Genomic DNA, 23056 nt, shown 5'->3' on the forward strand with positions numbered 1-23056 from the left:
GCTGGACGAGCTGGGCAAGCGCATCGGGCGGCGCTTCCGGCTGATCTGCTTCGACGAGTTCCACGTCGCGGATGTCACCGACGCGATGATCCTGCACCGGCTGCTCGACGCGATGTACGCCAACCGTGTCTCGATCATCACCACGTCGAACTTCCACCCCGACGGGCTGTACCCGAACGGTCTGCACCGCGACCGCATCCTGCCGGCGATCGAGCTGCTCAAGGCCAAGCTCGAAGTCATCAGCGTGGACAACGGCACCGACTACCGCCGCCGCACGCTCCAGCACGTCCAGCTTTACCACACCCCGCTGGGTGCGCAGGCCGATGTCGCGATGACGCAGGCGTTCGACGAGCTGGCCGAGGTCAAGGACGAGTCACCCGAGCTGCACATCGAGAACCGTGTCATCCATGCCCGGCGCAAGGCCGGCGGGGTGGTGTGGTTCGACTTCAAGCAGCTCTGCGGCGGACCGCGCTCGCAGAACGATTATCTGGAGCTGGCGACCCAGTTCCACACGCTGCTGCTGTCGGACGTGCCGCTGATGCCGCCGCGGCTGGCGTCCGAGGCGCGGCGCTTCACCTGGCTGATCGATGTGCTCTACGACCGGCGCGTCAAGCTGATCCTGTCGGCCGCAGTACCTCCCGAGCAGCTCTACACCGAAGGCCCGATGTCGCACGAATTCCCGCGCACCGTGTCTCGGCTGACCGAAATGCAGTCGGAGGAGTTCCTGGCGCTGGAGCGGCGCGACGTGGACACGTCGCTGACCTGAGCCTCGGGAGAGGCGGTTTCAGCCCAGCGTGTCGAGCCGGACGAGGGCGAGCGAGAGGTTGTCGCCGCCGCCACGGGCACGCTGGCGCGCCTTGCTGATGAGCATCTTGCTGGCGTCGCGCGGCTTGAGCGCGTTGACGATGGTGCCGAGTTCGCGGCTGGTGAAGTAGTGCCACAGCCCGTCGCTGCAGACCATCAGCGAATCGCCTGTTTCCAGTCGGTCCAGGCGGGCCAGCGTGATCGGGGGATCTTCGTCCGCACCGAGGCAGCCCGTCAGCAAGTGGGCGTGGGGATGGTCATTGGCCTCTTCCTCGTCGATCTCGCCGTCCTCGACCATGCGCTGCACCAGCGAGTGGTCGAAGGTGCGCGTCATCATGTTCGAGCCGCGGAAGGTGTACACCCGCGAATCGCCCGCGTGGATGATGTGGCACTCGCGGTTGGGCAGGACGAGGAAGGCGGCCAGGGTGCTGTGCGGCTCCTGCTCGGAGGTGATCGCGGTCAGCTTGATCATCAGGTGCGATTCGAGCACGATCTTGCGCAGCAGCTCGGACGCGGAGTCCTTGGCCGGCGCGAACCGCTCGAACAGTTGGCGGGCGATCAGCAGCACCTGGTCGGCGGCCTTGCGGCCCCCGCTCTTGCCGCCCATGCCGTCGGCCAGGATGGCCAGCAGGCAACCTTCGGCGCGAGGGTGCGTGAAGACCTCCACCTGATCTTGTTGATACAGTCGATCACCGCGGTCAATGCCTGTGGCCGCCAATAATCGATATCCAGGGGAATCCGGTGTCATGTCGAAAACTATAAACGGTTCACCCTGCTTTTCCGGCAAATGGTGCAAATGACCACGCCAATACCGCCAATACCGGCAATCCGCGCACGTTCTCCGCTGCGCCAGGAGGTGGCGCAGGCGTTCGCTGCGGACGGCGATCTGGCGCAGGCCGACCGCCGTTTCCAGGCGCGCGAGGTGCAGACAACCCTGGCCGACGCGGTGGCCGAGACGCTGGAGTCGCGCAGCGTGCTGGTGGCCGAGGCGGGAACGGGCGTGGGCAAGACCTTCGCTTACCTGGTGCCGCTGTTGCTGTCGGGCTTGCGGGCCATGGTGAGTACCGCCACGAAAAGCCTGCAGGACCAACTGTTCCTGCGCGATCTGCCGGGCTTGATGCGGACGTTCGGCTTGCCGGTGCAGATCGCGCTGTTGAAGGGCCGTGGCGCCTACCTCTGCCTGCACCGTCTGGAGCAGGCGCGCCACACCCAGGAGTGGCCCAATCCCCAGGCCCTGCGCCAGCTCGCGCGCATCGAGGTCTGGGCGCAGGGCACGCGCAGCGGCGATCTGGCCGAACTCGACAGTCTGGACGAACGCTCGCCCGTGATTCCGCTGGTGACCTCGAACCGCGAGAACTGCCTCGGCAGCGAGTGTCCGAAGTTCCGCCAGTGCCATGTGGTGCAGGCGCGCCGGCTGGCGCTGCAGGCCGACATCGTGGTCGTCAACCACCACCTCTTCTTCGCCGACATGGCGCTCAAGGACACCGGCATGGCCGAGCTGTTGCCCACGGTGGACGCGGTGGTGTTCGACGAGGCCCACCAGCTCAACGAGGCAGGCGTGCAGTTTCTGGGCAAGCTGCTCGGCACCAGCCAGTTGCTGGATTTCAGCCGCGACCTGCTCGCCATCGGGCTGACCGAGGCGCGCGGCTTCGGGCCGTGGACGGAGCTGGCCGCCCGCTGCGAGCTGGCGGCGCGGGAACTGCGGCTGGCGAGCGCGGGGCCGCTGCGGGGTGCGGTGCGGCTGCGCTGGGAGGAGCGTGCGGGCCGCCCCGAATTCACCGAGGCGCTGGAGCGCGTGCGTGCGGTGAGCGCCGAGACGCTGGAACATCTGGCCGCCGTGGCCGATGGTGGCCCCGATCTGGCCAAGCTCGAAGACCGGGCGCGGGCGCTGGTGTCCCGTGTCGAGGCATTTCTGCAGGCGCCTGCACACGACCATGTCCGCTGGATCGACCTGACCACCCACCAGGCCCGCCTCACCGAGGCACCGCTGGACATCCGCGACACCCTGCGGGCGCAGGTCGAGGGCGGCAGCCGGGCGTGGATCTTCACCTCGGCCACGCTGGGCCACGACCCGGCGCTGAGCTGGTTCACCCGCAGCGTCGGCATGGAAGAGGCGCGCACGCTGCAGGCTGGCAGCCCCTTCGACTACGCGGCCCACGCCCGGCTGTACGTGCCGACGCGCTTCCCCAAGCCGGGCGAGGCGGCGCATCCGGAGGCGGTGGCGGCGCTGGCCGGTCGCTGTACGCAGGCGCTGGGTGGGCGCACCTTCGTGCTGACGACCACGCTGCGTTCGCTGCAGCAGATCGGCGCGGCGCTGCGCGAGCAGCTCGCGGCGGATGGTATCCAGGTGTTCGTGCAGGGAGAGGCGCCGAAGCGGGCGATGCTGGCGCAGTTCCTGGCCGCGCCGCGCGGGGTGCTGGTCGGCTCGCACAGCTTCTGGGAAGGCATCGACGTGCCGGGCGATGCGCTGCAGTGCGTGCTGATCGACAAGCTGCCGTTCCCGCCGCCGAACGATCCGCTGGCCGAGGCGCGCAGCCGCCAGCTCGAAGCCGAAGGGGGCAACGCCTTCAACGACTACTTCATTCCGGAAACCGCCATCGCGCTGAAACAGGGCGCCGGGCGGTTGATCCGCAGCGAGCGCGACCGCGGCTTGCTGGTGGTGTGCGACAGCCGGTTGGTGCAGATGGGCTATGGCCGGCGCTTGCGGGCGGCGCTGCCCCCCATGACGCCGCTGGGCAGCGAGGAGGAGGCGCTGGCATGGCTGCGGATGCTGGCCGGCGACCATGTGGCGACTCCGCGCAACACGGAGCCGGTGTAGTGCAGTGCTGTCCGTGCCGCCGACCGGCCGCTCAGTCGCTCACCACAGGCGCCACCAGCGCGCCTTCTCGTCGTAGTCGCGGCCGATCCACTCGCTGCGCGGGTAGTTGGTCTTGAGCACGCGCTGGGCGTCGTCGCGCAGGGGCACCATGCCGAGCTTGTCGTAGCTGGCGGCCATCAGGAACAGCGCCTCCTCGGCGGCCGGCACGCCGCGGAAGTCCTGCAAGGCTTGCTGCGCACGGTTGGCCGCGGCCAGATAGGCACCGCGCATGTAGTAGTAGCGCGCCACATGCACCTCGTACGAGGCCAGCGCGTTGACGATGTACTTCATGCGGACCTTGGCGTCCGGCGCGTATTTCGACTCGGGGAAGCGATCGACGAGCTGCTTGAAGCTCTGGTAGGCGTCCCGCGAGGCTTGTTGATCGCGCTCGGACAGGTCCTGCTTGGCCAGATTGCCGAAGATGCCCAGGTCGTCGTTGAAGTTGATCAGACCTTGCAGGTAGTAGGCGTAGTCGCCGGCGGGACTGGTCGGGTGCAGCTTCAGGAAGCGTTCGACGACCGCCAGCGCGCGCGCCTTCTCCTGCTGCTTGTAGAGGAGGTAGGCTTGTTCGAGCTGCGCCTGCTGCGACAGCAGGGTGCCAGCGGCGCGGCCCTCGATGCGTTCATAGAGCTTGATCGCGCGGTCGTTGGCGCCATTGCCCGTCTCCTCCCGCGCCTCTTCGTACAATTTGGCAATGCTCTTGCCGTCGTCGGCGTTTTTAGGCTCTGACGCGCAGCCGCCCAGTTGACAGGCCAATGCCGCCCCGAGCACGAGGGTGGCGAGGCGCAGAGCCGGTGTCGGGCAGGGCTTGAACATGGTGGTCATGGGCCGGACCCGCAGGTCGGGCCAGATTGGATACAGAGCGTGAATTATATGAACGGGCCTCAGGGCCAGCATGAAGCTTCGGAAGTTGTCGAGGACATCGAGGTCGAGGTCGAGGTGGAGTCCCGCCGGGCCGAGGTCGATCGGGCCTCGCATGGCCTGCGGCTGGACAAGTGGCTGGTGGGTCTGGCGCCCGAGTTTTCGCGCAGCCACCTGCAGCAGCTCATCGAGGCGGGGCATGTCCGCAGTGCCGGGCAGGTGCTGACGAGTGCCTCGCGCAAGGTGGGCGCCGGGCAGATCATCGAGGTGGCGCTGCAGCCGACCGCGCAGAGCAGTGCTTTCCGGGCCGAGCCGATCCCGCTGGACATCGTGTACGAGGACGCCACGCTGATGGTGGTCCACAAGCCGGCGGGTCTGGTCGCGCATCCGGCGGCGGGGCACTGGTCGGGCACGCTGCTCAACGGTCTGCTGGCGCACCATGCCGGCGCGGCGTCGTTGGCGCGTGCGGGCATCGTCCACCGGCTCGACAAGGACACCTCGGGCCTGATGGTCGTGGCCAAGACACAACTGGCGCAGACGGCGCTGACCCGTGCGATTGCCGCGCACGAGGTCAAGCGCGAGTACCTGGCGCTGGTCCACGGGCTGGTCGATGGGGAGCCGTTCACCATCGAGGCGCCGATCGGGCGCGACCCGGTGTCGCGCATCAAGATGGCGGTCGTGACCAATGGCAAGCCGGCGCGCACCGACGTGACCTGCCTCGCGGTGCGGGATTTCGGCCCGTCGCCGCAGGCGGGGCGGGTGAGCGCGGTGCGCTGCAAGCTGCACACCGGGCGCACGCACCAGATCCGCGTCCACCTGGCGCGGCGCGGGCATCCGCTGCTGGGGGATGGCGTGTACGGCGGCAAGCCCGTGCTCGGCGTGACGCGCCAAGCCCTGCACGCCACGCACCTCGGGCTGGCCCACCCGCTCACGGGCGAGTGGCTGTCGTTCGACCGGGCGCTGCCGGTGGAGCTGGCACCCGCCTGGAAGCAGGTCACGCAGGGCTGAAGCCACCAGCGCACTGCTGGGCGCTAGAATGTGGTCCAATCCAGCCAGAACGCGCCCAGCGCCTGCGTCCTGCGAGTCCCGACCCACCATGGTCCGGGCGCCCACCCCGAACCCGACCGCGAATTTCCCCAGACGGGCCACCCTCCGCGGTGGGTCTGTCTGAATCGCCCAGGCACCTGACGGAATCCATGCATACACGGGATGCCAAACGCGTCCTCGAGACCGCGCTCATTTGCGCGCACCAGCCGTTGTCGGTTCGCGAACTCCGGCAGTTGTTCGAGGGTTCCGTGGGCGCGGACAGCGTGCGGATGCTGCTGGACGAGCTGGCGCTGGACTGGCAAGGACGCGGCGTTGAACTGGTGTGCATCGCGAGTGGCTGGCGCTTCCAGAGCCGTCCGGAGATGCGGGTCCACCTGGACCGGCTGTATCCGGACAAACCGGCGCGCTATTCCCGCGCCACGATGGAGACGCTGTCCATCGTGGCCTACCGACAACCCGTCACCCGCGGTGACATCGAAGACATCCGCGGCGTGACGGTCAGCACGCAGATTGTCCGGCAGCTCGAAGAGCGTGGCTGGATCGAAGTGATCGGGCACCGCGAGGGCCCTGGGCGTCCGGCGCTGTACGCGACGACCCGACAATTTCTGGACGATCTGGGGCTGAAGTCTCTGGATCAACTGCCACCCCTGGAATCTCTCCCCGAGGCCTGAGGCCGAACGCATGAACGAACATCAAGACACCGCTGACCAGACTGGCGCCGACGCCGCTGCAGAGACGCCCGAGACCCCGAAGAAGCGCCGCGCGCCCCGCAAGACGGCCGCTGCCGTTGCTGTTGCTGTTGCAGCCCCGGTGGAGACGGTGACGTCCGACGCCCCGGCTCCGGTGGTCAAGAAGCCCCGCGCCCCGCGCAAGACCGCTGTGGCCGTTGCAGAGGCTGCAGGCGCCCCCGCTGCCCCCGTGCTGGTGGATGACCAGGAACCCGTGTCTCCGGCCGCGCGGCCATCCCGCAGCCGCAAGAAAGACACACCCGCCGCCGCTCCGGAAACCCCGGCGGTCGAGGCGGTTTCCGTGGTGGCTGCCGTGGTGGCCGCCGCCGAACCCGTGGTGGCGCAGGCCCCGGTGGCCGATGGGGTCGAGGTGGCTGTCGCCGACGCACTGGCGTCCGATGAAGCCAGTGCCCCCCGCCGCCGCGAGCGCGACCGCCAGCGCCGCAAGGAACGCCGCGGCCCGCGCGAGGACGGCGCCGGGTTCCCCCCAGCCGCTGCCTCGGCAGGGGCTGACGCCGCGGGCGACGAAGAATTCGAGGTCATCGTGGTCAGCGGTGGCGACGATGACGAGCCGGTCGATGCCGGCACGCTGTTCGCCGAGGTCGTCTCGGGCGACTACGACGCGGAAGTGGCGCCCGACGCCGACGACGAGCTGGTCGATCCGGGCAAGCGCGTGCTGCGTCCCGAACCCGAGGCGCCCAAGCTGCACAAGGTGCTGGCCCAAGCCGGCATCGGCTCGCGCCGCGAGATGGAGCAACTGATCCAGGACGGACAGGTTTCCGTCAACGGCGAAGCGGCCCACATCGGCATGCGGATCGCCCAGGGCGACCAGATCCGCATCGCTGGCCGTCCGATCAAGGTCCGCATCGCACCGCCGCCGGCCCGCGTGCTGGCCTACCACAAGGAAGTCGGCGAGGTCGTCACGCACCACGACCCCGAAGGCCGCCCGACCGTGTTCCGACGCCTGCCCCGCCTGCACACCGGCAAGTGGCTGTCGGTGGGTCGGCTGGACATCAACACCGAAGGCTTGCTGCTGTTCACCAACTCGGGCGATCTGGCCAACCAGTTGATGCACCCGCGCTTCGGCGTGGAGCGCGAGTACGCGGTGCGCGTGCTGGGTTCGCTGGCGACCGAACAGCGTGCCCGTCTGCTGGACGGCGTGGACATCGAGGGCCAGAAAGCGGCCTTCAAGTCGATCGAGGACGGTGGCGGTGAAGGCACCAACCGCTGGTACCGCGTCGTCATCACCGAAGGCCGCAACCGCGAAGTGCGCAAGCTGTTCGACAAGGTGGGTCTGGCGGTCAGCCGGCTGATCCGCATCCGTTACGGCACGGTGGTGCTGCCGCGTGGCCTCAAGCGCGGCGTGTGGGTGGAGCTGGACGACCAGGATGTGCGGACCATCCGCACCCTGGCCAGCCCGGAGCAGCCGCAGGCGCGCGTTGCGCCCAGCGAGTCGCCGCGTGGTGGCAAGCCGCAGCGGGGCCGTGGCCAGGACCGCGTGCAGGAGCGTGTGCAAGAGCGCGGTCCGGAGCGCGGGCAGGACCGTGGCGAGCGGGCAGGGCGCGGTGGCGAACCCCGCGCCGAGCGCGATCCGCAAGCACCGCGTGGCAAGGGCGCACAGCACGGCGGCGACCGGGGGCGCTCCAGCGCACAAGCCGGCGCCGGGCAAGGTCCGCAGGGACAGGGCCGTCCGCCGCGCGGTCCTCGCCAGGACAACGTGCCGCAAGGTGGTGGCGGTGGTGGCGGTGGTGGCGGTGGCCGCGGGCCGTCGCGCCAGGAGGGCGACGATCCGCTGCACATCCCGAATCCGCTGGAACAGACCTTCGACAAGCGGTTCGTGTCCGGCTCCAAGCGCATCACGACCGGCTTCGGCCGCCCCACCGAAGAGCCGACACCGGGTGGCAACGGTGGTGGCAACCGCAAGGGCGAGCCGCGCCAGCCGGACCCGATGCAGACCTCGGTCGGCTACATCGGTGCCGAGGCGTACTTCACCCGCCCCGGTGGCGGCAACAACAAGGGCCGCGGCGGCCGGCGGCGCTGAGTCATCTGCACGCTTCAACGCTAGAATGCCGGGTTTTCCCCGGCTTCGACCCCCATTCGACCGACCTTTGTCCGACCTCTCCATCAAGGAATTTTTCTCATGGCCACCGAACGCACCCTGTCCATCATCAAGCCCGACGCCGTCGCCAAGAACGTCATCGGCCAGATCTATGCCCGCTTCGAGGGCGCTGGCCTGAAGATCGCCGCCGCCAAGCTGGTGCAACTGTCGCGCGCGGATGCTGAAGCGTTCTACGGCGTCCACAAGGCCCGCCCGTTCTTCAACGACCTGGTGAGCTTCATGATCTCCGGCCCGGTGATGATCCAGTGCCTGGAAGGCGAGAACGCCATCCTGAAGAACCGCGAGCTGATGGGCGCCACGGACCCGAAGAAGGCCGAAGCCGGCACCATCCGCGCCGACTTCGCCGATTCGATCGACGCCAACGCCGTTCACGGTTCCGACGCTGCCGAAACGGCTGCGAACGAAATCGCGTTCTTCTTCCCCGGCATGAACGTCTACAGCCGCTGAGCTGCACCATGACGGACGCGGTCAACCTGCTCGATGTCGACCTGGAGGGGCTGGCCGCGCATTGCGAACGGCTGGGCGAGAAGCGGTTCCGCGCCGTCCAGTTGTTCCGCTGGATCCACCAGCGCGGCGCCTGCGACTTCGACCAGATGACGGATCTGGCCAAGTCGTTGCGCGCCAAGCTCGCCAGCGGTTCGGTCATCCGGCCGCTGCCGATCCTGTCCGAACACCGCTCCACCGACGGCACGGTCAAGTGGCTGTTCGATGTCGGCGCCGGCGACGCGGTCGAGAGCGTCTTCATTCCCGAAGAAGGCCGTGGCACGCTGTGCATCTCGTCGCAGGCCGGTTGCGCGGTGGGCTGCCGCTTCTGCTCGACCGGGCACCAGGGCTTTTCCCGCAACCTGAGCACGGGCGAGATCCTGGCCCAGCTCTGGCATGCCGAACACACGCTGCGCCGCGACCTGAACCGCCCCGCCGGCGAGCGCGTGATCACCAACGTCGTGATGATGGGCATGGGCGAGCCGCTGCAGAACTACGGCGCCCTCGTGCCGGCGCTGCGCGTGATGCTCGATGACCATGGCTACGGCCTGTCGCGCCGGCGCGTGACGGTGTCCACCTCCGGCGTCGTCCCGTTCATGGACCGGCTGCGCGTCGATCTGCCGGTGGCGCTGGCCGTGTCGCTGCACGCGCCCGAGGACACGCTGCGCAACGAACTCGTGCCGCTGAACCGCAAGTACCCGCTGGCCGAGCTGCTGGGCGCGTGCAAGCGGTATCTGGACACGGCACCACGCGACTTCATCACCTTCGAATACTGCATGCTGGATGGCGTCAACGACAGCGACGCGCAGGCCCGGATGCTGCTGACGCTGGTCGGCCCGGCAGGTCCGGTGGGGCGCCTGCCGTGCAAGTTCAACCTGATCCCGTTCAACCCCTTCCCGGCGTCGGGGCTGAAACGCTCGGACAACGCCCGCGTGCAAGCCTTCGCCAAGGTGCTGATCGACGGCGGGCTGGTCACCACGGTGCGCAAGACCCGAGGGGATGACATCGACGCCGCTTGCGGACAACTGGCCGGCGAAGTGCAAGACCGCACCCGCGCCCACGAGCGCATGGTCCGTGCGCCGATCCGCATCGTGCGCCCGGCCCCGCCGGTGCTGCCGGGTTGATCCCGTCAGGATGGCAATGACCCTGCTGCGCTGGTTCATGGGGGGTGCCGGCCGGTGCGGTGGGCGCCTGCTTGGCGCCCTGCTGCTCACGGCGCTGCTGACTGCTGGCTGTGTCTCCGGCCCGGCCCTGCCCGTGCCGATGGGCGAGGCCAGCCCGACCAGCGTCAGCGGATCCCGCTCCACCGCTTCCTCCGGTTCCGCGGGGACCGCACCGTCCACCACGAATGCCGCGGGCCGGCGCGATCTGGTGACTTCGTCCGACGAGTCTGACACCGCCAAGCGTGTTCGCATCCGCACCGAGCTGGCGGCGGCCTACTTCAGCCAGGGCCAGTACGTGACGGCCCTCGACGAAGTCAAGCGGGCGCTGTCGGTGGACCCGAACCATGTGACGGCGCTCAACCTGCGCGGCCTGGTCTACGCCAACATGGGCGAGTTCGATCTGGCCGACGAGAGCTTCCGGGCCGCACTCCGCGTTCGGCCCACCGACGCGGACACGCTCCACAACTACGGCTGGTTCCTGTGCCAGCAGCGCCGTTTCGTCACCGCCCGCCAGCAGTTCGAGGCGGCGATGGCGGTGCCGCAATACCGCGACACGGCGCGCACGCTGCTCGCTGCGGGCATCTGCGAGGCACGGGCGGGCGAGTTGCAAGCGGCCCAGCTCATCCTTCAGCGCAGCTTTGACCAGGATCCCGGCAACCCGGCCACGGTGTACAACCTGGCCGATGTGCTCCAGCGGCGCGGCGACCTCGAACGTGCGTTCCTGTACAGCCAGCGGCTCAACCAGTCGCCCGAGCTGGTCAGCCCGGAAACGCTGTGGCTGGCGATTCGCATCCAGCACCGACGAAAACTGACCTCGTCCGTGGAAGAATTGGGGGCCTCGCTGCGTGCGCGATTCCCGAAATCACGCGAGGCAGCCGCTTACGAGCAAGGACAGTTTGATGAGTGATGTGACTCCGCAGCCCGCTGGTTCCCCGTCGGCCGGCGCCATGCTGCGCGCCGCGCGCCAAGCGCGTGGGCTGGAAATCGACACGCTGGCCCAGGTGCTGAAGGTGCCCGCGCGCAAGCTGGCCGCCCTGGAAGCCGACCGCTACGAGGAGCTGCCCGGACTCGCCTTCGTGCGCAGTCTGGCGCAGACCTATGCGCGACAGGTCGGGCTGGATGCCACCAAGGTGCTGGCGCTGCTGCCCGTGGCGGGTCTGCCGCCGCAGCAGCAGCTTGAAAACGTCTCTCGTGGTCTGCAGACGCCCTACCGCGAAGGCGTCAGCAGCAACACCTTCGGCCGCAGCGGCACGGGGTTGCCGGAGTGGTTGAAGCCGGCGTATCTGGTGCCGGCGGTGCTGCTGCTGCTGGCCTTGGCGTTCTGGTTCGCGCCGCCGCTGCGGGCCATGTTCGGTGCCATCGGGTGGCCGGCAGCGTCCGCCGCCGCTGCAGGGCGCGATGTGGCCGCATCGGACGCCGTGGCCTCCAGCAGTGGCAGCAGTGTGCTGGTGTCGGCCCCGACTGCGGTCCTGCCACAACCGGTGGCGTCTGCTGCCGTGCTGGGCCAGGCCCTGGTGGCCGCACCGGCGGTGGCGGTGGCCTCGGAGCCACTGGTGGCTGCCGTGTCCGAAACCGTGCATTCGGCGCCACCCGCTCCTGCGTCCACCGAAGCCAGCGCACCACCGACCGTCGCCGGCGTGGTGGTGCTGCGCACGACGGGCGAATCCTGGATCGAGGTGCGGGATGCGGGTGGGGCGGTTCTGCTGTCGCGCACCGTGCTGCCGGGCGAGGTGATCGGGCTGGACGGTGCCTTGCCGATGCGTCTCAAAGCCGGCATCGCCAGCGTGACGCAGGTGACAGTGCGTGGCGAGCCGTTCAGCCTCGCCCCGTTCACCCGCGGCAACATCGCCACCGCCATTCTGAAGTGATCTGAAGTGAGCCACGCCATGACTGCACTGCTGCCCCCCTCCGAGCAACCCATCCCGCTGGGTGAACCTGCTGCGCGCCGCAGCCTGCAGGCCCGCGTGGTCTGGGGCGACCGCGTCGTGACGGTCGGTGGAGATGCGCCCGTGCGCGTGCAGTCGATGACCAACACCGACACGGTGGACGTGATCGGCACGGCGATCCAGGTCAAGGAACTCGCGCTGGCCGGCTCCGAGATGGTCCGCATCACCGTCAACACGCCCGAAGCCGCCGAGGCTGTGCCGCACATCCGCGAGCAGCTCGACCGGATGCAGATCGACGTGCCGCTGATCGGTGACTTCCACTACAACGGCCACCGTCTGCTGACCGAATTCCCCGCGATGGCGCAGGCGCTGTCCAAGTACCGCATCAACCCCGGCAACGTCGGCAAGGGCGACAAGCGCGACCGCCAGTTCGGCATGATGATCGAGGCGGCGATCCGCCACGACAAGCCGGTGCGGATTGGCGTGAACTGGGGCAGTCTGGACCAGGAACTGCTCGCCAGCCTGATGGACACCAACGCTGGCCGTGCCCAGCCCTGGGAAGCGCGCCAGGTGATGTACGAGGCACTGATCCAGTCGGCGCTCGACTCGGCGGCGTATGCGGTCGAACTCGGCATGCGGCGGGAGCAGGTGCTGATCAGTTGCAAGGTCAGCGGCGTGCAGGATCTGGTCGCCGTGTACCGCGAGCTGTCGAAACGCTGCGACCACCCGCTGCACCTTGGCCTGACTGAAGCCGGCATGGGCACCAAGGGCACGGTGGCCTCGGCGACCGCGCTGGGCATCCTGCTGCAGCAGGGCATCGGCGACACCATCCGCGTGAGCCTGACCCCCGCGCCGGGCGAGGCGCGCACGCAGGAGGTGACGGTGGCGCTGGAGATCCTGCAGTCGCTGGGCCTGCGCACCTTCGTGCCGAGCGTGACGGCCTGCCCCGGCTGTGGCCGCACGACGAGCACGACGTTCCAGGAACTGACGCAGCAGATCGACCACTTCCTGCGCGCGCAGATGCCGGTCTGGCGGGCCAAGTACCCCGGTGTCGAGGCGATGAAGGTGGCCGTGATGGGCTGCATCGTCAACGGCCCCGGCGAGAGCAAGCACGCCGACATCGGCATCAGCCTGCCCGGCACGGGCGAGGCGCCCGCGGCCCCGGTCTACATCGACGGCGAGAAGGCCATGACGCTGCGCGGCGAGGGCATCGCCAGCGAATTCCAGGCCGTGGTCGAGCAGTACATCGAGCGCCGTTTCGGCCAGAAGACGGCCGTTTCCTGATCCCTGATCCCTGATCCCTGAATTTTCTTTTCTGATGAGCGAAAAACTACAAGCCGTCAAAGGCATGAACGACCTGCTGCCGCCGGATTCGGCGCGCTGGGAGTGGTTCGAAGGCTGCGTGCGCGCCCTGATGCAGCGTTACGGCTACGCCAACATCCGCACCCCCATCGTCGAGCCGACGCCGCTGTTCGTGCGCGGCCTGGGCGAGGTGACGGACATCGTCGAGAAGGAGATGTATTCCTTTGCCGACAAGATGAACGGCGATCTGCTCACCCTGCGCCCGGAAGGGACCGCAGGTGTCGTGCGCGCCGTGGTGCAGCACAACCTGTTGTACGAAGGTCCGAAGCGGCTGTTCTACATCGGCCCGATGTTCCGCCACGAGCGCCCGCAGAAGGGCCGCTACCGCCAGTTTCACCAGGTGGGCGTCGAGGCGCTGGGTTTTGCCGGGCCGGACGTGGACGTGGAAGTGATCCTGATGGCGCGCAGCCTGTGGCGCGATCTGGGTCTGACGGACGTGCGGCTGGAACTCAACAGCCTGGGCCAGCCTGACGAACGCAAGGCCCACCGCGCCGCCCTGATTGCCCATTTCGAGTCCCACGCCGACGTGCTGGACGAGGAAGCCCGGCGCCGCTTGCACAGCAACCCGCTGCGCATCCTCGACACCAAGAACCCGGCGATGCAGGCCGTGGTCGAAGCCGCGCCGAAGCTGATGGACTTCCTCGGCGAGGCGTCGCTGCAGCACTTCAACGCGGTGCGTGCGGTGCTGGATGCGGTCGGCCAGCCCTACCGGATCAACCCGCGCCTCGTGCGCGGCATGGACTACTACAACCTGACCGTGTTCGAGTGGGTCACCGACCGCCTTGGCGCACAGGGCACGGTCTGCGGCGGCGGGCGCTACGACGGCCTGATCGAGCAGATCGGCGGCAAGCCGGCACCCGCCGTGGGCTGGGGCCTGGGGGTCGAGCGGGTGCTGGCGCTGCTGGAAGACAGCGGCGTGCCGGTGCCGGCGCAGATCCCGGACGCCTACGCCATCGTGCCCGACGCGGCGGCGCTGGCACCGGCGACGGTCACGGCCGAGGCGCTGCGCGAGCGGGGCCTGAAGGTCGTGCTGCACGCAGGGGGCAAGGATGGCCCCGGCAGCATGAAATCCCAGTTCAAGAAGGCGGATGCCAGCGGTGCCCGCTATGCGCTGGTGTTCGGTGGCGACGAACTGGCGCAGGGCATGGTCGCCGTCAAGCCGCTGCGCGAGGGCGGCCGCGCCCAGACCCTGCGCCCGCTGGCCGATGTGGCCGGCTGGGCCGCCGAGATCACCGACTGAACGGCCGCGGTTCGACCGCGACCCGCATAATCCTCCCCCTCACGGTTACACCTCCGACACACGCCCATGGCATCCCACCTCGACCTCGAAGAACAGGAACAGCTTGACCAGCTCAAGCATTTCTGGGCCAAGTTCGGCAACCTGATCACCTGGGTGCTGCTGGTCGTGCTGACGGCCTACGCGGGCTGGAACGGCTGGCAGTACTGGCAGCGCGACCAGTCGGCCAAGGCCAGCGGCATCTACGACGAACTCGAACGCTCGGCGCAGGCCGGTGATGCCGAGCGGGTCACCAAGGTGTGGGCCGATCTGCAGAGCCGCTATCCCTCGACCGCCTTCGCGGAGCAGGGTGGTTTGCTCGCCGCCAAGGTGCAGTTCGACAAGGGCCAGGCCGATGCCGCCCGCGGCACGCTGGAGTGGGTTGCTGCCAACGCCAAGGAAGACGAATACCGCGCGCTGGCCCGACTGCGGCTGGCCGGTGTGCATCTGGAGGCCAAGCGGTTCGACGAAGCCCTCAAGCTCGTCACCTCGGACGTGCCCGAGTCGCTGACGGCACTGGCCGCCGACCGCCGCGGCGACATCCTGCAAGCGCAGGCCAAGCCGGCCGAGGCCGTGGCCGCTTACCAGCAAGCCTGGAAGGCCCTGGGCAAGGAAGTCGATTACCGCCGCCTGGTCGAGGCCAAGCTGGTGGCGCTGGGGGCGGCACCGCAGGAAGAAGGCGCCGCCTCGGGAGTGGCGAAATGAACGCCGTGCCCGCACGCCGCATGGGCGTCTGGCACTGGCTGGCGGTGTCCGTGGCGCTGGCGCTGGGGGCGTGCTCGTCGTTCGAGAAGCCCAAGCCGACGCCGCTGGAGCCGCTGTCGCCCAAGATCGCTGGCAAGCAGGTCTGGCGCCAGAGTCTGGGCAAGCCGTTGTCGGGCATGTCGGTGGCCGTGCTTGGCGACCGCTTCATGCTCGCCAGCGAGGACGGCCGCATCACCAGCCTGGACATCGGCACGGGCGCCGTGCGGTCGCAGGTGTCGGTCGGTGCGGCGCTGTCGGCCGGTGTGGGCAGCGACGGCCGGCACGCGGCGGTGGTCACGCAGAACAATGAACTCGTCGTCGTCGATGGCGAGCGTGAAGTCTGGCGCACGCGGCTGAATTCGCGGGTCGTCACGGCGCCGCTGGTGGCGGGCGAGCGGGTGTTCATCCAGGCCGTGGACCGCAGCATCGTGGCCTTCGACGTGTTCGATGGGCGCCGCCTGTGGACCGTGGGCCGCTCCGGCGAGGCGCTGTCGCTGGCGCAGCCGGGCGTGCTGCTGGCCTACCGCAACACGCTGCTGGTCGGCCTGGGCGCGCGGATGCTGGCACTCGATCCGCTCACGGGCGCGCTGCGTGCCGACAGCACGTTCGCCGCTCCGCGTGGCACCAACGAGGTCGAGCGACTGGCCGATCTCGTCGGCCCTGCGGCACGCAGTGGTGAAGTGGTGTGCGCCCGCGCCTTCCAGATCGCGGTGACGTGCCTCAATGCCGAGCGCAACGCCGTGCTCTGGAGTCGTCCGCAAGGCGGCTTCGAAGGGCTGGCGATCGACGCCGAGTTCGTGGCGGGTGCCGATGCCACCGACCGCATCAGTGTCTGGCGGCGTGCCAGTGGCGATGTGGTCTGGACCTCGGAGCGCCTGCGCTACCGGGGACTGACGGCGCCGCTGTCCGTTGGTTCGACCTTGGTGTTCGGCGACAGCGAAGGCTGGCTGCATGTGCTGTCGCACGACCGCGGCGAGCCGCTGCTGCGCCTGCCCACCGATGGCAGCGCGATCGTGGCGCCGCTGGTGCGCTCGGGGCTGACCATGCTGGCCGTGACCCGCTCGGGCAACGTTTTCGCTTTCCGGCCGGAATGAATTCCGCCGTTTTCACAACAATAATTCAACTGCTACAGATCGGAACCGACCCATGAAACCCGTGATTGCCCTCGTCGGACGTCCCAACGTCGGCAAGTCCACGCTGTTCAATCGACTCACCGGACGCCGCGACGCGATCGTGGCCGACTACGCCGGACTGACCCGCGACCGCCATTACGGCGACGGCGCGCTCGCCGGCCATGAATTCATCGTCATCGACACCGGCGGCTTCGAACCCGACTGCGTCACCGGCATCTTCCAGGAAATGGCCAAGCAAGCGCGTCAGGCCGTGGCCGAGGCGGACGCGGTGATCTTCGTCGTCGATGTCCGCGCCGGCCTGTCGGCGCAGGACCACGACATCGCCAACTACCTGCGCACGACCGGCAAGCGCGTGCTGCTGGCCGCCAACAAGGCCGAGGGCATGAAGGATGGCCCGCAGCTCGCCGAGTTCCACGAGCTGGGCATCGGCGAGCCGCTGGCGGTGTCGTCGGCGCACGGGCAGGGCATCCGCAGCCTGGTCGAACTGGCGCTGGAGGGCATCGCGCCCGAAGTCGAGGAAGACGACGGTCTGCCCGAAGAGGAGCGCCCGACGCGGCTGGCCGTGTGCGGGCGCCCGAACGTGGGCAAATCGACGCTGATCAACACCTGGCTGGGTGAAGAACGTCTGGTGGCGTTCGATCTGCCCGGCACGACGCGCGACGCGATCGAGGTGCCCTTCGAACGCAATGGCCGCAAGTACAAGCTGATCGACACGGCCGGCCTGCGCCGCAAGGGCAAGGTGTTCGAGTCGATCGAGAAGTTCTCGGTCGTCAAGACGCTGCAGGCCATCGGCGACGCCAACGTCGTGCTGCTGCTGATCGACGCGACCGAAGGCGTGTCGGACCAGGACGCGCACATTGCCGGCTACGTGCTCGACGCGGGCCGCGCCGTGGTCATCGCCATCAACAAGTGGGACGCCATCGACGAGTACCAGCGCCAGACGCTGCAACGCTCGATCGAGCAGCGACTGGCCTTCCTCAAGTTCGCGCCCATCCTGCACATCTCCGCCAAGCGCCGGCAGGGCCTGGGGCCGCTGTGGAGCGCCATCGACGAGTCCTGGGCCTCCGCCAAGCGCAAGCTGCCCACGCCGGTGCTGACGCGCCTGCTGCAGGAAGCGGTCGATTTTCAACAGCCCAAGCGGGCGGGAATTTCTCGCCCCAAACTGCGTTATGCCCACCAAGGTGGACAGAACCCGCCGTTGATCGTGATCCATGGCAATGCCGTGGAACACATCACCGACGTGTACAAACGCTATCTGGAGAGCCGTTTCCGCGAGCATTTCAAGCTCGTTGGCACTCCACTGCGTATCGAGTTGCGCTCCTCGCGCAATCCCTTCACGGAAAAGGATTCGTGACCTTTCCGGTCGTCGTCCCGGGCGTGTGATAACGTGCGGGCCTTCTTGAACTCCATTTCCAACACGGAGAATATCGTGAGCAACAAAGGGCAACTGCTGCAAGATCCCTTCCTCAACCTGCTGCGCAAAGAGCATGTGCCGGTGTCGATTTACCTCGTCAACGGCATCAAGCTGCAGGGCCACATCGAGTCGTTCGACCAGTATGTGGTACTCCTTCGCAACACCGTCACCCAGATGGTCTACAAGCACGCGATCTCGACCGTCGTGCCGGGCCGACCGGTGAACTTCCACGCTGCTGAAGCGCCGGAAGCCAACTGACCGCACACAGCGGCCAGCCAGACGCGCCAACTCGAAGCACCTTGACTGCCACGGACTCTTCCCCTCTCCCACGCGCTGTTCTGGTCGGGGTCGATATCGGTGCAAGCACGGGTTTCGATGCGACGCTGGATGAGCTGGCCCTGCTCGCGCAGTCTGCGGGGGATGATCCGGTCGCCCGGATCATCTGCCGCCGCCGTGCCCCCGATGCCGCCTTGTTTGTCGGCTCCGGCAAGGCCGACGAAATCAAGCTGGTTGTCGCCGAGCACGGCGCCCAGTGCGTGATCTTCGATCAGGCACTGGGCCCGGCCCAGCAACGCAACCTGGAGCGCCATCTCGGTGTCGAGGTTCTCGACCGCACGGCGCTCATCCTCGAAATTTTTGCCGCCCGAGCGCGCAGCCATGAAGGCAAGCTTCAGGTCGAACTCGCGCGGCTGCAATACCTCTCCACCCGCCTCGTGCGCCGCTGGTCCCACCTGGAGCGCCAGCGCGGCGGGGTCGGTCTGCGCGGTGGTCCGGGTGAAACCCAGATCGAGCTGGACAAACGCATGATCGTCGTGCGGATCAAGGCCGTGAAGGACCGCCTCGACAAGGTCAAGCGCCAGCGCGGCACCCAGCGCAAGGCGCGCGAACGCCAGGGCACCTTCCGCGTCTCGCTGGTCGGCTACACCAATGCCGGCAAGAGCACGCTGTTCAACACGCTGGTCAAGGCGCAAGCCTATGCCGCCGACCAGTTGTTCGCCACGCTCGACACGACGACGCGCCAGATGTACCTCGAAGACGCGCAGCGCAGCGTGTCGCTGTCGGATACCGTGGGCTTCATCCGCGCGCTGCCCCACACGCTGGTCGATGCCTTCCAGGCGACGCTGCAGGAGGCCATCGATGCCGATGTGCTCCTGCATGTGGTCGATGCGGCCAGCCCGTTCTGGCTCGACCAGATCCGGGAAGTGCAGCGCGTGCTGCACGAAATTGGCGCAGGCGAGGTGCCGCAGGTGCTGGTGTTCAACAAGCTTGACGCCCTGGATCCTGCGCAGTGGCCGCGCGTGGCGGGCGACCTGTACGAGCTGGAGCCGGGCCATGTGGTGCCGCGCTGGTTTGTCAGTGCGCGCACGGGAGAGGGATTGCCCGCCTTGCGCCAGGCGATTGCCGAAGCGGCGCTGCACCAGGAACGCCAACTGGCCTCGGAGCGCCTGGATCCGCGCTTTGATCCTGCACGCGGCGAGGCCGATGGCATGGTGCCGGAGTCGATCGAAACCCTGCTCATGCCGCCCGTGGCGTGATGCGTGTTGTAATTTCGGACATGAACAAGACGAATCCGATGGATGCTCACACGCCTGCCCAGGCCTCGCTGGGGGCCTCTGCCCGAACCTTCATGCGGCGGTTGCGCGGCGCAGACGTGATGGTCAGCTCCGGCCGCAACGAAGGTCCGCCGGATCTGGACGAACTCTGGCGCGATTTCAACCAGAAGCTGGGCGGCCTGTTCGGCGGCAAGACACCCGCTGCGCGCGATGGGGGCGGTCCGCCGCCGGCCGGTCGGCCCGATCCGTCCTCGGATGGCCGCCTGTTCGGCATGGGCGGCGGGCTGGTGCTCGGGGTGGCGTTGCTGCTGTGGCTGGGCAGCGGTTTCTTCATCGTGCAGGAAGGGCAGCAGGCCGTCATCCTGACCTTCGGCAAGTTCAGCCGCACGGTGGACGCTGGTATCCAGTACCGCTGGCCGGGACCGTTCCAGTCACACGACACCGTCAACGTCACGCAGACCCGCTCGACCGAAGTGGGGCGCAATTCAGTGGTCCAGGCGACCGGGCTGCGCGATTCGTCCATGCTGACCCAGGACGAGAACATCGTCGATATCCGCTTCACGGTGCAGTGGCGCCTGAAGCAGGCCAAGGACTTCCTGTTCGAGAACCGCAACGTCGAAGAGGCTGTCCAGCAGGCGGCGGAGTCGGCGGTGCGCGAGATCGTCGGGCGCGGCACGATGGACTCGGTGCTCTACGAACAGCGCGATGCGATCGCGGTGGATCTGGTCAAGTCGATCCAGTCGCAGCTCGACCGCCTGAAGGCCGGCATCCTGGTCATCAACGTCAACGTCCAGAGCGTGCAGGCGCCCGAGCAGGTGCAGGCCGCCTTTGACGACGCCTTCAAGGCCGGTGCTGACCGTGAGCGCCTGAAAAACGAGGGGCAGGCGTACGCCAATGACATCATTCCCAAGGCCCGCGGCACCGCGGCACGTCTGGCCGAAGAGGCTGAGGGGTACCGCGCCCGCGTGGTGGCCCAGGCTGAAGGCGACAGCGAGCGTTTCCGCAGCGTGCTGACCGAGTACCAGAAGGCGCCCGGCGTGACCCGCGACCGCATGTACATCGACACCATGTCGCAGCTCTACGCCAACGTGAGCAAGGTGATGGTCGATTCGCGCAACGGCAGCAATCTGCTGTACCTGCCGCTCGACAAGCTGATCCAGCAGTCGGGCGTGCCGGCGGCGGGTGCGGCGTCGGCCGTGCCGCTGGTGTCATCGAGTGCCGATGGGGCGTCAGGCAGCAGCGTGGATGTGCGCTCACGCGATGGGCAACGTGGCCGCGACCGTGACGTGCGCTGAGCAGGGGAACTCCAGATGAATCGAATCGGACTTATTGCGGTCAGCGCGCTGATGGCGCTACTTGTCGCCATGTCGATGCTCTTCGTGGTCGATCAGCGCAATTTTGCGGTCGTCTACGCACTCGGCGAAATCAAGGAAGTCATTGCCGAGCCGGGGTTGAAGTTCAAGCTGCCGCCACCGCTGCAGAACGTGATCTTCATCGACCGCCGCACGCAGACACTCGACAGCCCCGAAACCCGCCCGGTGTTCACCGCCGAGAAGCAGAGCCTGGTCATCGACTGGCTGGTCAAGTGGCGCATCACCGAGCCGCGCCAGTTCATCCGCAACACCGGGGTCGATCTGCGCAACGCCGAAGCACGGCTGTCGCCCATCGTGCAGGCGGCGCTGAACGAGGAGGTCACCAAGCGCACCGTGCGCGCCATGCTCTCCACCGAGCGCGACAAGGTGATGCAGGGCGTGATGCAGCGCCTGAGCGACGACGCGAAGAACTTCGGCATCGAAATCGTCGATGTCCGCATCAAGCGGGTCGATTTCGCGTCCACCATCACCGAGTCGGTCTACCGGCGCATGGAGTCCGAGCGCAAGCGCGTGGCCAATGAGCTGCGTTCGGAAGGGGCGGCCGATGGCGAAAAGATCCGCGCCGACGCCGACCGCCAGCGCGAGGTGATCCTGGCTGGTGCCTACCGCGAGGCGCAGAAGGTCAAGGGCGACGGCGATGCCAAGGCATCGGCGATCTACGCCGAGTCCTTCGGGCGTGACCCCCAGTTCGCGCAGTTCTACCGCAGCCTGGAAGCCTACCGGTCGAGCTTCCGCAGCAAGAGCGACGTGCTGGTGGTCGATCCGTCGAGCGAATTCTTCCGCGTGATGCGCAACGGCAGTGTCGGTGGCAAGTAAGTGACGGCGGAGACACTGCTGTCGGCACTTGCGCTGGTGCTGGTGATCGAGGGGCTGATGCCGCTGCTCGGCCCCGCGCAGTGGCGCAAGTTCTTCGAGCAGGCGCTGGCGCTGGGGGATGGGCAGATCCGGTTCGTCGGGCTCGCCAGTGTCCTTATCGGGTTGCTGCTGTTGTTGCTCATCGGCTGAGCCGACCCTGTCCGGTTCCAGCCGGGGGTTTCGCCCGGTAGAATCGACCTTTTGATTTCCTGACCTGCTATGTCTTCTGCTTGGCTGTTGCCCGAGCACATTGCCGATGTGTTGCCTCACGAGGCTCGGCGAATCGAGGAACTGCGCCGCATCCTGCTGGATGCCGCGCGCAGCTATGGCCATGAGCTGGTCATGCCCCCGCTGCTCGAACACCTGGAGTCGCTGCTGAGTGGCACTGGCCGTGCGCTGGACCTGCGCACCTTCAAGCTGGTCGATCAACTCAGCGGCCGTACCCTTGGCGTGCGCGCCGACACCACGCCGCAAGTCGCGCGCATCGATGCCCATCTGCTCAACCGTGCGGGTCTGACGCGGCTGTGCTACTGCGGCCCTGTGCTTCACACGCTGCCTGCCGGTCCCGACAGCACCCGTGAACCCCTGCAGTTCGGTGCCGAGATCTATGGCCACGCAGGTCTGGAGGCTGACCTCGAAGTCCATGAACTCGCCCTGGAGTGCCTGGGCCGCGCGCATGTCGAATCGCTGGTGATGGATCTGGCCGATGCGCGCATCGTGCAAGGTGCGCTGGCCGGGACCGTGTTGTCACCGAGTCAGCAAGAGGCGATGCACACCGCACTGGCGACCAAGGACCAGGCCGAGCTGCATGCCCTGACCGATGCACTGCCGGCCGAGCGCCGTGATGCGCTGCGCCTGTTGCCCGCTCTGTACGGTGGTGACGAGGTGCTGGCAGCCGCCCGCGAGCGCCTGCCCCGCCACGCCTTGACCACGGCTGCACTGGACGATCTGGAGTGGCTGGCTTCGCATCTGCGCCGTGATTACCCGGCTCTGCGTCTCGGCTTCGATCTGGCCGATCTGTCGGGCTACGCCTACTACAGCGGTACCCGGTTCGCCGTCTACCGTGCGGGTAGCACCGACGCGCTGGTGCGTGGCGGGCGCTATGACAATGTCGGTGCCGTCTTCGGGCGCCAGCGTCCGGCGGTGGGGTTCAGCCTCGATCTGAAGTCCGTCGTCGAGCATGTCCGTTTCGACGGACGCCGTGCCGCCATCCGCGCCCCCTGGAGCGAGGAAGCCGCGCTCCGTGCCGCCGTGCGCCGGTTGCGCGCACTGGGCGAGGCGGTGGTCTGTGTGCTGCCCGGCCATGAGCACGAGGCAGACGAGTTCGAGTGCGACCGCGAGCTGGTCGCCGTCCACGGGCAGTGGGTGGTCTCGGCGCTCTGAGCGTCGGCACCTTGG

General features: G+C 68.0%; 22 protein-coding genes. 20 read left to right on the top strand and 2 right to left on the bottom strand.

Annotated elements, in window-relative coordinates:
- Positions 1 to 766: cell division protein ZapE (zapE, locus tag QZW52_RS09815; RefSeq protein WP_293997966.1), on the top strand; the 766-nt coding region annotated here is incomplete at its 5' end.
- A gap of 18 nt (positions 767 to 784) precedes the next feature.
- Here zapE and QZW52_RS09820 read toward each other — a convergent pair.
- Positions 785 to 1552 (bottom strand): PP2C family protein-serine/threonine phosphatase, encoded by a 768-nt coding sequence (locus tag QZW52_RS09820; RefSeq protein WP_293997969.1) that lies wholly within the window; start codon positions 1550 to 1552, stop codon positions 785 to 787.
- A gap of 48 nt (positions 1553 to 1600) precedes the next feature.
- Here QZW52_RS09820 and QZW52_RS09825 point away from each other — a divergent pair, with 48 nt between their 5' ends.
- Positions 1601 to 3622: a DNA repair helicase YoaA gene (locus QZW52_RS09825; protein WP_293997972.1), complete on the top strand. Its 2022-nt coding sequence runs from the start codon at positions 1601 to 1603 to the stop codon at positions 3620 to 3622.
- A gap of 39 nt (positions 3623 to 3661) precedes the next feature.
- On the opposite strand, the gene QZW52_RS09830 is transcribed toward QZW52_RS09825, so the two are convergent.
- Positions 3662 to 4477 (bottom strand): outer membrane protein assembly factor BamD, encoded by an 816-nt coding sequence (locus QZW52_RS09830; RefSeq protein WP_293998018.1) that lies wholly within the window; start codon positions 4475 to 4477, stop codon positions 3662 to 3664.
- 57 nt (positions 4478 to 4534) lie between these two features.
- Here QZW52_RS09830 and QZW52_RS09835 point away from each other — a divergent pair, with 57 nt between their 5' ends.
- From QZW52_RS09835 to QZW52_RS09920, 18 genes are all read left to right on the top strand, one after another.
- Entirely contained in the window at positions 4535 to 5530 is a 996-nt protein-coding gene (locus QZW52_RS09835; RefSeq protein WP_293997973.1) for an RluA family pseudouridine synthase, read from the top strand.
- A 248-nt stretch (positions 5531 to 5778) separates the two neighbouring features.
- Entirely contained in the window at positions 5779 to 6240 is a 462-nt protein-coding gene (scpB, locus tag QZW52_RS09840) for an SMC-Scp complex subunit ScpB (protein WP_363226466.1), read from the top strand.
- Positions 6241 to 6250: 10 nt separating this feature from the next.
- Positions 6251 to 8338 (top strand): pseudouridine synthase, encoded by a 2088-nt coding sequence (locus QZW52_RS09845; protein ID WP_293997975.1) that lies wholly within the window; start codon positions 6251 to 6253, stop codon positions 8336 to 8338.
- A gap of 99 nt (positions 8339 to 8437) precedes the next feature.
- Positions 8438 to 8863 carry a nucleoside-diphosphate kinase gene (gene ndk, locus QZW52_RS09850; RefSeq protein ID WP_293997978.1) on the top strand — a complete coding sequence of 142 codons (426 nt, stop codon included), beginning with the start codon at positions 8438 to 8440 and terminating at the stop codon, positions 8861 to 8863.
- A gap of 8 nt (positions 8864 to 8871) precedes the next feature.
- Positions 8872 to 10023, top strand: a complete 1152-nt coding sequence (rlmN, locus tag QZW52_RS09855; RefSeq protein ID WP_293997980.1) for a dual-specificity RNA methyltransferase RlmN — start codon at positions 8872 to 8874, stop codon at positions 10021 to 10023.
- A gap of 10 nt (positions 10024 to 10033) precedes the next feature.
- A complete protein-coding gene (pilW, locus tag QZW52_RS09860; protein WP_293997982.1) occupies positions 10034 to 10969 on the top strand; it encodes a type IV pilus biogenesis/stability protein PilW in 936 nt (311 codons plus the stop codon).
- The gene (locus QZW52_RS09865; protein ID WP_293997985.1) at positions 10962 to 11930 is read left to right on the top strand and encodes a helix-turn-helix domain-containing protein; all 969 of its coding nucleotides are present in this window, start codon (positions 10962 to 10964) and stop codon (positions 11928 to 11930) included. Before pilW ends, QZW52_RS09865 begins: the two co-directional genes overlap by 8 nt.
- Positions 11931 to 11948: 18 nt before the next feature.
- Positions 11949 to 13232, top strand: coding sequence for a flavodoxin-dependent (E)-4-hydroxy-3-methylbut-2-enyl-diphosphate synthase (gene ispG / locus QZW52_RS09870; RefSeq protein WP_293997988.1), 1284 nt, complete (start codon positions 11949 to 11951; stop codon positions 13230 to 13232).
- 34 nt (positions 13233 to 13266) lie between these two features.
- On the top strand, positions 13267 to 14550 hold the full coding sequence (gene hisS, locus QZW52_RS09875) for a histidine--tRNA ligase (protein WP_293997990.1): 1284 nt from the start codon (positions 13267 to 13269) through the stop codon (positions 14548 to 14550).
- 66 nt (positions 14551 to 14616) lie between these two features.
- Positions 14617 to 15291, top strand: coding sequence for a YfgM family protein (locus tag QZW52_RS09880; RefSeq protein WP_293997993.1), 675 nt, complete (start codon positions 14617 to 14619; stop codon positions 15289 to 15291).
- Positions 15288 to 16424, top strand: coding sequence for an outer membrane protein assembly factor BamB (locus QZW52_RS09885; RefSeq protein ID WP_293997995.1), 1137 nt, complete (start codon positions 15288 to 15290; stop codon positions 16422 to 16424). Before QZW52_RS09880 ends, QZW52_RS09885 begins: the two co-directional genes overlap by 4 nt.
- A 52-nt stretch (positions 16425 to 16476) precedes the next feature.
- Complete coding sequence (gene der, locus QZW52_RS09890; RefSeq protein ID WP_293997997.1) at positions 16477 to 17817, top strand: ribosome biogenesis GTPase Der; 1341 nt, start codon at positions 16477 to 16479, stop codon at positions 17815 to 17817.
- 75 nt (positions 17818 to 17892) lie between these two features.
- Positions 17893 to 18135, top strand: a complete 243-nt coding sequence (gene hfq, locus QZW52_RS09895; RefSeq protein ID WP_293997999.1) for an RNA chaperone Hfq — start codon at positions 17893 to 17895, stop codon at positions 18133 to 18135.
- Positions 18136 to 18176: 41 nt separating this feature from the next.
- Positions 18177 to 19412 carry a GTPase HflX gene (gene hflX, locus QZW52_RS09900; RefSeq protein WP_293998001.1) on the top strand — a complete coding sequence of 412 codons (1236 nt, stop codon included), beginning with the start codon at positions 18177 to 18179 and terminating at the stop codon, positions 19410 to 19412.
- A 20-nt stretch (positions 19413 to 19432) separates the two neighbouring features.
- Positions 19433 to 20725, top strand: a complete 1293-nt coding sequence (hflK, locus tag QZW52_RS09905) for an FtsH protease activity modulator HflK (protein ID WP_434738304.1) — start codon at positions 19433 to 19435, stop codon at positions 20723 to 20725.
- A 15-nt stretch (positions 20726 to 20740) separates the two neighbouring features.
- Positions 20741 to 21619, top strand: coding sequence for a protease modulator HflC (gene hflC / locus QZW52_RS09910; RefSeq protein ID WP_293998003.1), 879 nt, complete (start codon positions 20741 to 20743; stop codon positions 21617 to 21619).
- Positions 21620 to 21808 carry a DUF2065 domain-containing protein gene (locus tag QZW52_RS09915; RefSeq protein WP_293998005.1) on the top strand — a complete coding sequence of 63 codons (189 nt, stop codon included), beginning with the start codon at positions 21620 to 21622 and terminating at the stop codon, positions 21806 to 21808. It abuts the gene before it with no gap.
- Between the two features lie 69 nt (positions 21809 to 21877).
- On the top strand, positions 21878 to 23041 hold the full coding sequence (locus tag QZW52_RS09920) for an ATP phosphoribosyltransferase regulatory subunit (protein ID WP_293998008.1): 1164 nt from the start codon (positions 21878 to 21880) through the stop codon (positions 23039 to 23041).
- Positions 23042 to 23056: the final 15 nt, after the last annotated feature.

Origin of the sequence: Sphaerotilus sp., from assembly GCF_013299175.1 — a bacterium.
Classification (GTDB): Bacteria; Pseudomonadota; Gammaproteobacteria; order Burkholderiales; family Burkholderiaceae_C; genus Sphaerotilus.

What these genes read in the sequence shown, in the direction of transcription:
- QZW52_RS09820 (WP_293997969.1), bottom strand. Translation starts at nt 1,552, where the DNA reads ATGACACCGGATTCCCCTGGATATCGATTATTGGCGGCCACAGGCATT.
- QZW52_RS09825 (WP_293997972.1), top strand. Translation starts at nt 1,601, where the DNA reads ATGACCACGCCAATACCGCCAATACCGGCAATCCGCGCACGTTCTCCG.
- QZW52_RS09830 (WP_293998018.1), bottom strand. Translation starts at nt 4,477, where the DNA reads ATGTTCAAGCCCTGCCCGACACCGGCTCTGCGCCTCGCCACCCTCGTG.
- QZW52_RS09835 (WP_293997973.1), top strand. Translation starts at nt 4,535, where the DNA reads ATGAACGGGCCTCAGGGCCAGCATGAAGCTTCGGAAGTTGTCGAGGAC.
- QZW52_RS09845 (WP_293997975.1), top strand. Translation starts at nt 6,251, where the DNA reads ATGAACGAACATCAAGACACCGCTGACCAGACTGGCGCCGACGCCGCT.
- ndk (WP_293997978.1), top strand. Translation starts at nt 8,438, where the DNA reads ATGGCCACCGAACGCACCCTGTCCATCATCAAGCCCGACGCCGTCGCC.
- rlmN (WP_293997980.1), top strand. Translation starts at nt 8,872, where the DNA reads ATGACGGACGCGGTCAACCTGCTCGATGTCGACCTGGAGGGGCTGGCC.
- pilW (WP_293997982.1), top strand. Translation starts at nt 10,034, where the DNA reads ATGGCAATGACCCTGCTGCGCTGGTTCATGGGGGGTGCCGGCCGGTGC.
- QZW52_RS09865 (WP_293997985.1), top strand. Translation starts at nt 10,962, where the DNA reads ATGAGTGATGTGACTCCGCAGCCCGCTGGTTCCCCGTCGGCCGGCGCC.
- ispG (WP_293997988.1), top strand. Translation starts at nt 11,949, where the DNA reads ATGACTGCACTGCTGCCCCCCTCCGAGCAACCCATCCCGCTGGGTGAA.
- hisS (WP_293997990.1), top strand. Translation starts at nt 13,267, where the DNA reads ATGAGCGAAAAACTACAAGCCGTCAAAGGCATGAACGACCTGCTGCCG.
- QZW52_RS09880 (WP_293997993.1), top strand. Translation starts at nt 14,617, where the DNA reads ATGGCATCCCACCTCGACCTCGAAGAACAGGAACAGCTTGACCAGCTC.
- QZW52_RS09885 (WP_293997995.1), top strand. Translation starts at nt 15,288, where the DNA reads ATGAACGCCGTGCCCGCACGCCGCATGGGCGTCTGGCACTGGCTGGCG.
- der (WP_293997997.1), top strand. Translation starts at nt 16,477, where the DNA reads ATGAAACCCGTGATTGCCCTCGTCGGACGTCCCAACGTCGGCAAGTCC.
- hflK (WP_434738304.1), top strand. Translation starts at nt 19,433, where the DNA reads ATGAACAAGACGAATCCGATGGATGCTCACACGCCTGCCCAGGCCTCG.
- hflC (WP_293998003.1), top strand. Translation starts at nt 20,741, where the DNA reads ATGAATCGAATCGGACTTATTGCGGTCAGCGCGCTGATGGCGCTACTT.
- QZW52_RS09920 (WP_293998008.1), top strand. Translation starts at nt 21,878, where the DNA reads ATGTCTTCTGCTTGGCTGTTGCCCGAGCACATTGCCGATGTGTTGCCT.